This is a genomic window from Thioclava kandeliae, assembly GCF_040297545.1.
GTDB classification, from domain to species: domain Bacteria; phylum Pseudomonadota; class Alphaproteobacteria; order Rhodobacterales; family Rhodobacteraceae; genus Thioclava; species Thioclava kandeliae.
Window position 1 is genome coordinate 100,862 of sequence record NZ_JAYWLC010000001.1, and the last position, 13,153, is coordinate 114,014.

The 13,153-nt window shown below is 61.7% G+C and carries 11 protein-coding genes; 2 read left to right on the plus strand and 9 right to left on the minus strand.

Going from position 1 to position 13,153, the window contains the following annotated elements; genetic code table 11:
- Positions 1–213: 213 nt before the first annotated feature.
- The 7 genes from mltG to fabD form a co-directional block, all read right to left on the minus strand.
- The gene (gene mltG / locus VSX56_RS00540) at positions 214–1,383 is read right to left on the minus strand and encodes an endolytic transglycosylase MltG (RefSeq protein WP_350934062.1); all 1,170 of its coding nucleotides are present in this window, start codon (positions 1,381–1,383) and stop codon (positions 214–216) included.
- Positions 1,383–2,642: a beta-ketoacyl-ACP synthase II gene (gene fabF / locus VSX56_RS00545; protein ID WP_350934065.1), complete on the minus strand. Its 1,260-nt coding sequence runs from the start codon at positions 2,640–2,642 to the stop codon at positions 1,383–1,385. The genes mltG and fabF overlap by 1 nt, the downstream gene beginning before the upstream one ends.
- 154 nt (positions 2,643–2,796) lie before the next feature.
- Positions 2,797–4,332, minus strand: a complete 1,536-nt coding sequence (locus VSX56_RS00550; RefSeq protein WP_339112459.1) for a GGDEF domain-containing protein — start codon at positions 4,330–4,332, stop codon at positions 2,797–2,799.
- A 90-nt stretch (positions 4,333–4,422) separates the two neighbouring features.
- Positions 4,423–5,832, minus strand: a complete 1,410-nt coding sequence (locus VSX56_RS00555) for a GGDEF domain-containing protein (protein ID WP_339112458.1) — start codon at positions 5,830–5,832, stop codon at positions 4,423–4,425.
- Positions 5,833–6,107: 275 nt separating this feature from the next.
- Entirely contained in the window at positions 6,108–6,341 is a 234-nt protein-coding gene (locus VSX56_RS00560) for an acyl carrier protein (RefSeq protein ID WP_066009325.1), read from the minus strand.
- Between the two features lie 227 nt (positions 6,342–6,568).
- The gene (gene fabG / locus VSX56_RS00565; RefSeq protein WP_350934068.1) at positions 6,569–7,306 is read right to left on the minus strand and encodes a 3-oxoacyl-[acyl-carrier-protein] reductase; all 738 of its coding nucleotides are present in this window, start codon (positions 7,304–7,306) and stop codon (positions 6,569–6,571) included.
- 134 nt (positions 7,307–7,440) lie between these two features.
- Complete coding sequence (gene fabD, locus VSX56_RS00570; RefSeq protein ID WP_350934072.1) at positions 7,441–8,373, minus strand: ACP S-malonyltransferase; 933 nt, start codon at positions 8,371–8,373, stop codon at positions 7,441–7,443.
- 180 nt (positions 8,374–8,553) lie between these two features.
- Between fabD and VSX56_RS00575 the strand changes: the two genes are divergently transcribed.
- Both VSX56_RS00575 and VSX56_RS00580 read left to right on the plus strand, forming a co-directional pair.
- Positions 8,554–9,762, plus strand: coding sequence for a cytochrome b/b6 domain-containing protein (locus tag VSX56_RS00575; protein ID WP_350934074.1), 1,209 nt, complete (start codon positions 8,554–8,556; stop codon positions 9,760–9,762).
- A gap of 108 nt (positions 9,763–9,870) precedes the next feature.
- Positions 9,871–10,494: a DNA-3-methyladenine glycosylase I gene (locus tag VSX56_RS00580; protein WP_350934076.1), complete on the plus strand. Its 624-nt coding sequence runs from the start codon at positions 9,871–9,873 to the stop codon at positions 10,492–10,494.
- 82 nt (positions 10,495–10,576) lie between these two features.
- Here the strand turns inward: VSX56_RS00580 and VSX56_RS00585 are convergent, their stop codons facing one another.
- Together VSX56_RS00585 and feoB are read right to left on the minus strand one after the other, a co-directional pair.
- Positions 10,577–11,158, minus strand: coding sequence for a YceI family protein (locus VSX56_RS00585; protein WP_339112453.1), 582 nt, complete (start codon positions 11,156–11,158; stop codon positions 10,577–10,579).
- Positions 11,159–11,273: 115 nt separating this feature from the next.
- Positions 11,274–13,151 carry a ferrous iron transporter B gene (gene feoB, locus VSX56_RS00590; protein WP_350934079.1) on the minus strand — a complete coding sequence of 626 codons (1,878 nt, stop codon included), beginning with the start codon at positions 13,149–13,151 and terminating at the stop codon, positions 11,274–11,276.
- Between the last annotated feature and the right edge of the window lie 2 nt (positions 13,152–13,153).

Sequence of the window (13,153 nt, forward strand, 5' to 3'; positions counted from 1 at the left end):
CTCATGTGGTGACTCCGCACGAGCAAAATGAAAAAGACGCCAAACGGGTCACCCCGCGGCGTCTTGCCCACTTCTCCTAGCATGCCATAAGTGATGCCATGCAACGCCCTGACTGTCAAAGGAAATCGCGCTCAGGTTGCACTCACCCTACGCACGTTGCGCAAAGAAAAACCGGGCAAAATGCCCGGTTTTCTCAATTTCCCTTGGGTGGATTTAGTTACCGCCCGCATCCTTTGCCTGTTGCGCCTCGATCTCGCGCCACTTCGCAACATTGGCGTTATGCTCTTCCAGAGTGGTTGCAAATGCATGCCCACCGGAGCCATCGGCCACGAAATAGAGGTAATCGGTGGAATCAGGGTTCAGCGCGGCCTCGATGGCAGCCTTACCCGGATTTGCGATCGGTGTCGGCGGCAGCCCTTCGATGACATAGGTGTTGTAGGGATTGTTCGCACGCAGCTCGGACTGACGAAGCCCACGGCCCAGCGAGCCCTTGCCATCGGTCACCCCGTAGATCACCGTCGGGTCCGTCTGCAGGCGCATGCCTTTTTCCAGCCGGTTGACGAAGACACTTGCAACTTCCGGACGCTCGGAAGCCACACCGGTCTCCTTCTCGACGATGGAGGCCATGGTCAGCGCCTCTTCCGGCGTTTTATAGGGAAGTCCCTCGGCACGGTTGGCCCATGCCTCGTTGAGGATCGCCGTTTGCGCATCCTGCATCTGGCCGATCAGCGTCTCCCGGGTCTCGCCCTTGCTCACCACATAGCTCTGCGGTGCAAGGCTGCCCTCGGCCGGGATATCCTTCACATCGCCCGACAGGAAATCATAGGATTTCAGTGCCTGCACGATATGCCAGCTGGTAGCGCCTTCGGCGAGGATTACCCGGTGGTTGGTGATATTCTTCTCTTCGACCAGCTCCTTGAACCCGTCGGGCTCGGGATCGGCCACGGGATCGTATTTGGCCAGTTCCTCATACATGCCGGTCGCCGGATCCAGCTCGCGCAGCGCCAGCGTTTGTGCATTCACGCCCACACGGTAAACCAGTTCAGAGCCGCAGGTCGACGGACCACCACGGGTGATCTGGTCCACAATCTGTTCCATCGTCGAGCCGGGCTCGATCAGGTAAGACCCGAATTTCAGCTTGCCGCCCTTTTCTGTATAATCCGCGCCGGTCCGGAAGATATAGCCGGAGGAGATCGCGCCCTTTGACTTCAGATCGGCCGAGACCTTGACGAAGCTGTCGCCCTGATCGACCCGCAGACACATCGCCTGTGTCAGCGGACCGGTCACCGTATATTCCCGCTTGGCCCATGCCACCATCCCCGCGACAAGCACGAGGATGACGATCATGGCGGTCAGGAAATTGGACGTGATGTTACGCCACATCAGTCCACCACCCTGCGCAGCACGAGGCTGGCATTTGTGCCGCCGAAGCCGAAGCTATTGGACAGCGCCACGTTGATCTCGCGCTTGACCGGCGCGTTGGGCGCGAGATCGAGCGGGGTCTCGACCGCCGGATTATCGAGGTTCAACGTCGGCGGCGCGATCTGGTCGCGGATCGCGAGGATACAGAAGATCGCTTCCACCGAACCGGCCGCGCCAAGAAGGTGACCGATCGAGGATTTGGTCGAGGACATGGTGGCTTTGGAAGCCGCATCGCCCATCAGACGCTCCACCGCTTTCAGCTCGATCGTATCGGCCATGGTCGAGGTGCCATGCGCGTTGATATAATCGATCTCTGAAGCCTCGATACCTGCGCGTTTCAGCGCCATGCTCATCGAACGGAAGCCACCATCGCCATCCTCGGAGGGCGCGGTGATGTGGTAGGCATCGCCCGACAGACCATAGCCGATCACTTCGGCATAGATCTTCGCGCCGCGCGCCTTTGCATGTTCGTATTCTTCCAGAACCACGACACCGGCCCCCTCGCCCATCACGAACCCGTCGCGATCGGCATCATAGGGGCGCGAGGCCTTGGTCGGATCCTCGGCCTTGGTCGAGAGCGCCTTGCAGGCGTTGAAGCCCGCGATCCCGATCTCGCAGATCGGGCTTTCGGCACCACCGGCCACCATCACATCCGCATCGCCCCACTGGATCAGACGTGCGGCATCGCCGATGGCATGTGCACCGGTCGAGCAGGCGGTCACGACCGCGTGGTTCGGCCCCTTGAAACCGTGCTTGATCGAGACCTGACCGGAGACGAGGTTGATCAGCGCCGAGGGAATGAAGAAGGGCGAGACACGCTTGGGGCCGCGCTCCTTGATCAGGATGGCCGTATCGGCAATCGCCTTCAGACCGCCGATACCTGCGCCGATCATTACACCGGTGCGCTCGCGCTCCTCGTCTGTCGCAGGCGCCCAGCCGGAATCCTTGACCGCCTGATCAGCCGCTGCCATCCCGTAAAGGATGAACTCGTCGACCTTGCGGGCCTCTTTCGGCGCCATCCAGTCATCGGGGTTGAACGTGCCGTTGGTGCCATCACCGCGCGGGATCTCGCAGGCATATTTCGTTACGACGTCCGAGGCATCAAAGCGCGTAATCGGGCCGGCGCCCGATTGGCCCTCCAGCAAACGCGACCAAGTTTCCTCGACACCGCAAGCCAGCGGAGAAACCATTCCAAGACCTGTGACGACGACCCGACGCATATGCCATACCTCTTGTGGCTAATTAACCTTCGGGCATCACATACACGCGCATTCCCTCGCGCGCAATTCAAAGCAACAGCCAAATACAGGCTTTCCCGACGCAAAGACGGAAGTTTTACGCCAGATCACGCGCAGAGCGTCGCTGGAATGCAGCCTACTCGCCAGGCTTCGCACTGGCCAGACGGACCTGTGAAAGATCGGAGAACTCGGGCAGCTGCCACTGGTCGAGCGTGCTCTTGCCCTGCTCGGGCATTGGCGCGCCATCTTCCGCTCCGCTTCCCGGGCTTGGGGTCACCGGCGTCCATCCCGCAACCGGTGCGTCCTCCACGGTGCGCCAGACGGCATTTGTCCCGTCAGGACCCGGGGCAACGCATGCCTGATCGCCCCCACGAATACGGGCGACCTCCAACGCGGCGAGTGCACGTTCATAGAGCTGTTTGGAGGTCTCGGAAAAATGCCAGCGCGCAACCCCCGCCGAGGCAGTCAACGGACCGTCTTCCGTCTGGTGTCCCAACATCCGGACCGCCTTGCATAGCCGTCGGGCAATCACGGCAACCTCGGCTGCCCGTAACCCCGGCAAGAAAATCAGGAATTCGTCAGCATGCGCCCGCCCGATAAAATCGTCATCGCGCATCAAAGGCAGTATCGCCTGCGCCACATCGCGCAAGACCTTGTCGCCATGTTCGAATCCCGACAGGGCATTCACACGGTCGAACCCGTCAAGATCGAGCACCACGATACTGAGCGCGGCACGGGTCTCGCGCGCCTCATCGGCCATTTCCGAAAATCTCTGGCGCAAGGCGCCACGATTGTAGAGCCCCGTGACCTCGTCGGTCACGATATCCCAGAGCCTCTGCTCCTCCAGCTCGCGTCTGCGCCGCTCAATCGCGGAAGACCGGTGCATTCCCACGATCTGGATCAGCACATTCAACGCCACCGTATGCGCGATGACCACCGCAACAATCTGCCGATATGGGCCATATCCCATGAAATATACCAGCCCGAGCCCCACGAAGACCGGTGCGATCACGCCAAGCGCCAGATCGACGCGGAACATATCCATCAGAAATAACGAAGCCACGAGTCCCGTTGTCGCGCGGCGGCACAAAAGCCCCAGAATAAGCCCGCCCGCCATCAATGCCGTGGCAAGCGACATATAGCCATACAGCCCGTCATCGCCGAAAATATAGCCGATTAGCGCAGGAAACAAGATCACCGGCGCGGTAAAGGTCGCGAATTGACCGAGGCTGGGGCGCTCCCCCTCGAGCCCGATCCGCGCAAGCGACAGGATCAAGAAGACCATAGCCGAGTTATAGCCGGTTTTCACATTATGCTGGGATAGTTCGTAGACCGACGACAACTGTGGCACAAACCGCCCCGCCGCCAGCAGAAGGCAGAGCCCTGCCAGCAAACGGGCAACATGACCCGTCCAGCGCCCCTCCAATGGCAGCAACAGCGAGACCGACAGGAGAATCGCCATGATCGAAGTCATGGGATGCGTGCCTTTGACCAACGGAATAGCGGAGAAAATGCCCGATTGCGGGAGCCAATGCCCGAAGAGGGGGACCATCGCCAGCAGCAACACCGCCAATGCCGGAAAGATCGAGACCACGAAAAACCAGTCCGCCATGGAGGTCCGCTCCGAATTGATCGAACGGCTCGACGCGCGTGTCTGCTCGTCAGAAAGCATGATCCCCTCCATGACATATCGCAGCTCCGCCGCGGCACCCAGAAGGAAAGCCTGTTTAGTCTAACGCTACGTTAAACGCAGATCGGAAATTCACTTAAAAGTTGCACGAGCCAGCTGCAACATCGCCACATTACGCTCGGCATCAGAGGCCGGCACATCAGTGACCTCCATTGTATCGAGCGGGTCATAGCTGATCGGTGCGATCCCCACACGGTTACGCCCCTGCGCCTTGGCCTGATACAGCGCGGCATCGGCACGGGCATAGCACTGGTCGAAACTCTCGTCCGCCATCCATTGCGCCACGCCGATGGAGGTCGTCAGATACTGCCAGCGCCCGTTGCGCATGCGCACCTGAAGGGCGGCAATCGCCTGCCGGAACTGCTCGGCGCGCAACTCGGCCTGCACCAGATCGGTATTGCGCAAGATGACCGCAAATTCCTCGCCCCCCAGCCGCGCGGCGGTATCCTCGCGCTCCAGACAGTCCGAGATCACATGCGCCACCCGCACCAAAGCCTGGTCGCCGATCTCATGCCCGCCCATATCATTGATCTTCTTGAAGTAATCTAGATCGAAAATCAGCATGCAGAAGAATTCGTGATCCGTTTGGGCGCGCTGCACCGCCCGCTCGAACCGGCGGCGCAACATCACACGGTTGAAAAGCCCCGTCAGGCTGTCGCGCAACGCCTGACGCGCAAGGCTGCGCTCGACACGGCGACGGCTAATATCGCTGCGCTCGGAATAGACCGCGTTCAGCACGATCACGACCATATTGAACGCAATCATATTGGAGACGATCAGCCCGCCATAGATCTGCACCACCGGCACATTCACCGCCCCGACCGTCAGCATTCCCACAAGTGCAGGCCCCGCGACCCCGAGACAGAGCTGCAGCCGCGCCACACCGCTGGCGCGATGGGATGCCAGAAAGATCCGCACCGCCCCGCGATGGGGTTGATAGAGCAGCACCGACAGCGTCAGCATCAGTCCCGCCAGCAGGAATTGCGGATCGGCCAGACCGAGAAACGCCTCCGAGCGGTCGAGATTGCCGGAAACCGCGCTCAGCAGGAAGGCGATCCCAACCAGCACCAACAACTGTCCCGAGATGTAATAGCGCATCGCCTGTAACACCAGCGAGGCCGCAAGCAGGACAAACAGGATCTCGCCGCTCAGGAACAACTGCAACGGCACCCAGCCCACCGTCTCGAAGCTGACCGCCATATCCCTGAGGCTGAGTGCAACCGTTGCGCAGACCGCAAGAATGACCGCCCCACCGATCCCGGTCTGGATCCGGCGTCCCGCAGCATTCCGCGGCAGGAACGTCATCAGCGAGATCAGAAGACCGATGATGGAGAAAAATGCGCGCGGCGTCAGCGGCGCCATCATAACGGACGGAATGACCGGCATCGGCATGATCTCGGCCACGAGCACCACAACAGACACGAGCGCCGCGATGACAGCCGCCCCCCGTCTGATCCAATGTGCCGCTCGGATAGTCGTCATTGCCTTGGTCCCGACTCCACTAGTGATCCCAACTTCCAAATTGGCCTTAAACATACAAGCGGGATCGGTCTAATACATAATCACAAAAGCTTCTGTCTGCGGGGGAAAGCCCCCGCGACCCATCACAATCTCTAATTGGTTCTGGCAGATTCTCGCAAGCTTCCAGATTTCCGCTACGGCAATCTTCCGCCTGCCGCAAGCAGAACATGGATGCAAAAATAAAAACGGCGCCCTTCTTGCAAAGAGCGCCGTCTATATAAGCTATCGCCGAAGGATTAGGAGGCTTCGGTGATGAATTTGACCGCGTCGCCGAAGGTCTGGATGGTTTCGGCTGCGTCATCGGGGATCTCGATGCCGAACTCTTCTTCGAAAGCCATCACGAGCTCGACGGTGTCAAGCGAGTCTGCGCCCAGATCGTCGATGAAGGAAGCATTCTCGGTGACCTTGTCTTCTTCAACACCCAGGTGCTCAACGACGATTTTCTTAACGCGATCTGCGATATCGCTCATAACTGTTTCTCCAGTTTCGTGGGCTGCGCCCATCTGAATTGCTCAAAAGAGCGGCTTCAAGACTCCGTCCGCCTCATGACCAAACGAAGCGGCCGATCGCATTCCTGCCACCGACCCGACTGCACGCTGAATAGCCAGTGTGAAAGCCTATGGCAAGCGGTTAAACGCACCCGCCCAAAATCGGCCGGAAATTCGCCCCGAGTTCAACAAAACAAGGGGCAAACCGGTCAGATCATGGCCATGCCACCGTTGACATGCAGCGTAGCGCCCGTGACGTAACCGGCCTCCGGTGCCGCCAGATACAGCACGGCTGCCGCGATTTCCTCGGGGCTGCCCATACGGGCTGCGGGAATCTGTGCGAGGATCTTGGCCTTCTGCTCGTCATTGAGTTTGTCGGTCATCGCGGTCTGGATGAAGCCCGGTGCCACACAGTTCACGGTGATCCCGCGCGAGGCAACCTCGTAGGCCAGCGATTTCGACGCGCCCACAAGCCCCGCCTTGGCCGCCGCATAATTCACCTGCCCCGGATTGCCGGTAGCCCCCACGATGGAGGTGATGTTGATGATCCGGCCCCAGCGTGCCTTCATCATCCCCCGCATGGAACCGCGCATCAGGCGCATGGCCGAGGTCAGGTTCACGTCCAGAACCGAATTCCACTCGTCATCCGACATGCGCATGAAGAGATTGTCACGGGTGATGCCCGCGTTATTGACCAGAATATCGAGCGAGCCCATCGCCTCGACCGCCGCCTTCGGCAGCGCCTCGACAGAGGCCGCATCACCCAGATTCGCAGGGCAGACAAACGTGCCCTCGCCCAGCTCCTCGGCCAGCTCTTTCAGCGGCGCCTCGCGTGTGCCAGACAGCGCGACTTTCGCGCCCGCCTTATGCAGCGCGCGGGCGATCTCGCCACCGATGCCACCCGATGCGCCGGTCACCAGCGCCGACTTGCCCGTCAGATCGAACATGCCTCTTCCTTCCTCTCGATGCCCGCGCAAGCGGGTCGTGTTACGGTGCGAAAGCGGCTCCACGGCCCCTTCCAGCGTCTCTAAATATCCCGGGGTGAATGGAGCCCCGAAGGGCTCCAGAGGGGCAGCGCCCCTTACGCCTCTTTCAACTTGGCGATATCGGCAGGGGTGCCGAAGGCCTGCGTGTCCATGCCCTTGACGATCCGTTTGACCATCCCCGACAGCGCCTTGCCCGCACCGATCTCCCAGAAGCTGTCCACGCCCTGCGCGGCCATCCACTCGACGCTCTCGCGCCAGCGGACAGAGCCCGTCACCTGCTCGACAAGAAGCGCGCGGATCAATTCGGGATCGGACACGGCCTCGGCGCGCACATTGGCCACCAGCGGCACTTTGGGCGCGCGGATCGCAACGCTTGCCAGAGCCTCGGCCATCGCATCGGCGGCAGGCTGCATCAGCGCACAGTGGAACGGTGCGGAGACCGGCAGCAACAGCGCGCGCTTGGCACCCTTGGCCTTGGCGATCTCGCAGGCACGTTCCACGGCGGCCTTCGCCCCCGACACCACGACCTGGCTCGGATCGTTGTCATTGGCCGCCTGACAGACCTCGCCTTGCGCGGCCTCCTCGGCCACGGCCTGAACTGCGGCCAGATCCAGCCCCAGAATGGCCGCCATCGCGCCTTGACCCACCGGCACGGCCGATTGCATTGCCGCACCACGCTTGCGCAAGAGCACGGCCGCATCGGCCACCGACAGGCTGCCCGCCGCACACAGGGCCGAATATTCGCCAAGGCTGTGGCCTGCCACAAAAGCGGCATCCGTAACCGCAACGCCTTCCGCCTCGAGCGCGCGCAGAGCGGCAATCGAGGTCGCCATCAGCGCGGGTTGCGCATTGGCGGTCAGGGTCAGGGTCTCGATATCGCCCTCCCAGATCAGGGCCGAGAGGTTCTCGCCCAGAGCCGCATCGACCTCGTCGAAGACGGCCCGGGCGTCAGGATAGGCCTCGGCCAGATCCCGCCCCATACCAATGGTCTGCGCGCCCTGGCCCGGAAATACGAATGCTTTGCTCATGCGTCCTTGTCCTTTTCAGACTATCCTTTGCTGGCCCTCCCTTAACGCGGCTTTGCCTTTCAGGCAAGCAACTGGCGTATTTCGGGGCCTTGCACAGGCGCTGTGCGCAGATCCCGCTGGTCCGGCGAGGATTTCCCCGTATCAAGGAACCTGACAGGTGACACCCAGCCGGAGAAACAGATGCTGACCAACACCCCGCTAAGCTATGGCATGATCGCGCGGAGCCTGCATTGGGCAATCGCCCTTCTGATCCTGAGCGCGATCGGGCTCGGGCTCTATGGCGAGAGCCTGCCGCGCAATGCCGAGACGACAGCCACGCTGCAAACGGTCTACAGCGCGCATAAGACGATCGGGGTCGCGACCTTCTTCCTCGCCGTCCTGCGGGTAATCTGGGCGATGACCCAGACCCGCCCCGCGCCGCTCCATCCCGAACGGCGGCTGGAGACATGGGCCGCCGAGGTCGTGCATTTCGCGCTTTACGGCGCGATGTTCGTGATGCCGCTTTCGGGCTGGATCACCCATGCCGCCGAACAGGGCTTCGCACCGATCTGGTGGCCCTTCGGCCAGAACCTGCCCTTCGTGCCAAAATCCGAAAGCCTCGCCCATGTGGCCGAACATGTGCACAAGACCGCGGTCTGGGTGCTCTATGTCTCGCTGGCGCTCCATATCCTCGGTGTGCTCAAACATGTGGTGATCGACCGCGATGGCACACTGGCGCGGATGACGCATGGCCGCTGGTCGGGGCGCGAGGACGCGGCCAAAGCCCATGGCTGTGCCACTCTCGCCGCGCTGGTGATCTGGGTCGCCGTGATCCTCTTCGCGCTTCTGGGCGCGGCAGAGCGCATGGCGCAAGCGCCCAAGGACGCGCCTGCCGAACAACAAACCACGCAAGCTCCCGCGCAACCTGCGGCGGGCAACTGGACCGTGACGCAGGGCAGCCTCAGCTTCAGCGTCGTGCAGATGGGCAGCCCCGTGGAGGGCCATTTCGGGACCTGGACCGCCGATATCGATTATGACGAGAGCACCGGCACCGGCCATGTGAAGGTGATGATCGACACGACCAGCCTCGATCTGGGCTCGGTCACCGATCAGGCCAAAGGCACGGAATTCTTCGATACCTCGACCTTCACCACCGCCACCTATGAGGCCGATATCACGCGCGAGGGCGCAGGCCCCGCCCATACCGCCAAAGGGACACTCACGCTGATCGGCAATACTGCCCCGCTCGAGCTGCCCTTCACCCTGAGCATCGATGGCGACACAGCCACGATGAAGGCTCAGATCCAGATCGACCGGCGCGACTGGAAAATGGGGGCGGCCTATCCTGACGAGGGCACGGTTGGCTTCCCCGTCACGATCAATGTGGACCTGACCGCGCAGAAATCCTGAGCGAACAGAACCGGGACAATGGTGTAAAGGGGGCGCTCGCGCCCCCTCTTTTTGCTTGCGCAAAAATTCACCCCCGAGGATATTTCAAGACAATGGAAGGGGTAAATCATGAACATGCTGGAGACAGGACCGGACGGGCTCTGCCGTTGTGGCTGGTGTATGCCGGATGCGCCGGAATTCTACCGCCGCTATCACGACGAGGAATGGGGCTTTCCGGTAGGCTGCGACACACGGCTTTTCGAGAAGATCTGCCTCGAGGGGTTCCAGAGCGGATTGAGCTGGCGCACCATTCTGGCCAAGCGCGAGAATTTCCGCGCGGTATTTGCGGGGTTCGACATCGAGACGGTCGCGCGTTTTGACACGCGCGATGTGGAGCGGCTGGTGCAGGATGCGGGTATCATCCGCCATCGCGGCAAGATCGAGGCGGCAATCAACAATGCCGGACGCGCGCTCGAGATGCGGGCGGAGTTCGGGTCACTGGCGGCGTTCTTCTGGTCTTACGAGCCGCGCGAGGAGGAGTTGATGGAACTGATGGTCGCGCCCAGTTCGCCCGTCTCGGTGCGGCTTTCGAAAGATCTCCGCAAGCGGGGCTGGAAATTCGTGGGACCGATTACGACCTATGCGTTCATGCAGGCAATGGGGCTGATCAACGATCATGCGCAGGGCTGCATCACCCGCGAGGCAGTGGCTCAGGCACGGGCGGAGTTCGTGCGTCCCTCGCGAGTGGTATGAGACGGAAAATGCCCGCCGCGGGGTCCGCAGCGGGCATCCGAGTGGTGGAGCAGGCCGGAACGGGCCTGTGCCAAAACGGATCTTATTCGGCAGCCGCTTTCATCGCTTCGATCGAGATGCGGACCTGAACGTCATCCGAGACGTAGGGCGCATACATGCCCATGTCGAAATCCGAACGTTTGATCACGGTGGTTCCGTCGAAACCGACCCACGGTTTCTTTTCCATCGGATGCTCGCCCATCTGGGTCATGGTCGCGTCGATGGTGATGGGCTTGGTCACGCCATTCAGGGTCAGGTCGCCGGTGATCTTGCCGGTTTTCTCGCCAGTCACTTCGATCGAGGTCGATTTGAACGAGATTTCCGGATTGGCTTCGGCATCGAAGAAATCGGCGGTCAGGAAGTGCTTGGTGCGCGCATCCCAGCCGGTGATCAGGCTATCTGCCGGGAATTCGATCGAGACGGAGGATTTCGAGGGATCCTGCGCGTCGAACTCGATGGTGCCCTCGAACCCCGAGAACATGCCGGTGGTGGTCGAGAAACCGAGGTGGTTGTAGTCGAACACGATCTGGCTGTGGCTTGCGTCCAGTGTGTATTCTTCGGTAGCAGCATGGGCGATCGTGGTCATGCCAAGCGCGAGGCCAGCGGCGAGGATCAAGGATTTCATCGGTATCTCCGGAGGTTGGACGATAAGGTCTGATCCGAAGATACCGTAGATTTGACTTCGCACAATTCCACAGATGCAAACAAAATATGTGCGATTTTGCACCACCCTTAGGCGATCATCCGCCCAGTGCCCGCACCAGATGATAGGCGATGAAGCTGAACACATAGGCCAGCCCGAACATATAGACCACCGTGACCCACATCCATCGCGCCGTGCCCGTCTCGCGCTTGATCACCGCCAGCGTCGACAGGCATTGTGGCGCGAAGATATACCATACCAGCAGCGACACGCCGGTCGCCAGCGGCCAATGCGCGGCCAGTGTCGACCCCAGCGCCGCCTCGCCACCCGAGACGGCATAGACCGTCGAGAGCCCTGCCACGGCGACCTCGCGTGCGGCCATCCCCGGCACCAGCGCAACACAAATCTGCCATGTGAAGCCGATGGGCGACAGGATCGGCTCGAGCAGATGCCCGATCATTGCGGCAAAACTGTAATTGATGGCGGGTTCGGAGGCACCTTCGGGCGGGAACGGGAAGGTCGAGAGCACCCAGACCACCACCGAGGCATAGAAGATGATGGTGCCCGCACGGCGCAGGAAGGCCCGCGCCCGCTGCCAGAGCCCCAGCACTACCCCGCGCAGCTGCGGGATCTTGTAATCGGGCAGATCCAGCATCAGGGGGGCGGCGATCTCGTTGCGACGCAACAGCAACCGGCTGACAAAAGCCACCAGCAGCGCCGAGATCACCCCGGCGGCAAAGAGGCCGAACATCACGAGCCCCTGCAACCCGATCCCGGGACCTATGCTGCGCGCGGGCACAAAGGCCCCGATCAGCAGCGTATAGACCGGGATGCGCGCCGAACAGGTCATCAGCGGCGCGATGAGGATCGTGGTCAGCCGGTCGCGCCGGTCATCGATGACACGGGCCGACATGATCCCTGGCACGGCGCAGGCAAAACTCGACAGGAGCGGAATGAAAGCCCGCCCGTGCAGCCCCGCATGGCCCATGATCCGGTCCATCAGGAAGGCCGCACGTGCCATATAGCCCAGATCCTCGAGGATCAGGATGAAGGCGAAGAGGATCAGGATCTGCGGCAGGAAGATGATCACCGAGCCGACACCTGCAATCGCACCATCAACAATCAATCCGCGCAAGAGCCCCTCGGGCAGAGCCGCCGAGACCGTGGCCGAGACCCAGTCGACGAAAACGGTGATCGCATCCATCAGAGGGGCCGCTCCCGCGAAAACGGCCTGGAACATCGCGAACATCAGCACCAGCAGGAAGACCGGTCCGAAAAAGGGGTTGAGCAGGACCGTATCGATTTTCTCGGTCAGGCTTCTGGGCGCAACGGGCTTGTGAACGGTGCGGGCAATCAGGCCGTCGGCCTGACGCAGGGCCGTGCGCAACTGGGCCGCGGTGGGTTCCTGCCATGTCATCGCGCCCCGCTCGGGCAGACCCTGCCCCAGCATCGCGTCGATCCGGGCCCAGAGCGTCTCCATCCCGCCACGGCGCACGGCCGTAGAGGTCACCACAGGCAGGCCCAGCTCATGCTCCAGACGTTCGGCGTCGATCGTGATCCCGCGATGGCGCGCGATATCGATCATGTTCAGAACCACGAGTATCGGGATCCCGCACGCCCGAAGCTCCTGCGCCAGCCGCAGTCCGGGCCGCAAATGGGTGGCATCGGCCACCACCACCAGCAGATCGATCTGACCTACATCCTTGCGCCGCCCCAGCACGACATCGCGCGTCACAACCTCATCGGGACTGCGGGCGCGCAGTGAATAGGTTCCGGGAAGGTCGATGACCATCAGCGCCTCGCCGGCGGGCGTCACCGTCCGCCCGATCTTGCGCTCCACCGTCACACCGGAATAGTTCCCGACCCGCTGGTTGGCCCCCGTAAGGGCGTTGAAAAGAGATGTCTTGCCGCAATTGGGAGCGCCGATCAGCGCCAACCGCAAGGGACCATCCGCTCTGGCATCAGGCTCGAGCATAA

What these genes read in the sequence shown, in the direction of transcription:
- mltG (WP_350934062.1), bottom strand. Translation starts at nt 1,383, where the DNA reads ATGTGGCGTAACATCACGTCCAATTTCCTGACCGCCATGATCGTCATC.
- fabF (WP_350934065.1), bottom strand. Translation starts at nt 2,642, where the DNA reads ATGCGTCGGGTCGTCGTCACAGGTCTTGGAATGGTTTCTCCGCTGGCT.
- VSX56_RS00550 (WP_339112459.1), bottom strand. Translation starts at nt 4,332, where the DNA reads ATGCTTTCTGACGAGCAGACACGCGCGTCGAGCCGTTCGATCAATTCG.
- VSX56_RS00555 (WP_339112458.1), bottom strand. Translation starts at nt 5,832, where the DNA reads ATGACGACTATCCGAGCGGCACATTGGATCAGACGGGGGGCGGCTGTC.
- VSX56_RS00560 (WP_066009325.1), bottom strand. Translation starts at nt 6,341, where the DNA reads ATGAGCGATATCGCAGATCGCGTTAAGAAAATCGTCGTTGAGCACCTG.
- fabG (WP_350934068.1), bottom strand. Translation starts at nt 7,306, where the DNA reads ATGTTCGATCTGACGGGCAAGTCGGCGCTGGTGACCGGCGCATCGGGT.
- fabD (WP_350934072.1), bottom strand. Translation starts at nt 8,373, where the DNA reads ATGAGCAAAGCATTCGTATTTCCGGGCCAGGGCGCGCAGACCATTGGT.
- VSX56_RS00575 (WP_350934074.1), top strand. Translation starts at nt 8,554, where the DNA reads ATGCTGACCAACACCCCGCTAAGCTATGGCATGATCGCGCGGAGCCTG.
- VSX56_RS00580 (WP_350934076.1), top strand. Translation starts at nt 9,871, where the DNA reads ATGAACATGCTGGAGACAGGACCGGACGGGCTCTGCCGTTGTGGCTGG.
- VSX56_RS00585 (WP_339112453.1), bottom strand. Translation starts at nt 11,158, where the DNA reads ATGAAATCCTTGATCCTCGCCGCTGGCCTCGCGCTTGGCATGACCACG.
- feoB (WP_350934079.1), bottom strand. Translation starts at nt 13,151, where the DNA reads ATGCTCGAGCCTGATGCCAGAGCGGATGGTCCCTTGCGGTTGGCGCTG.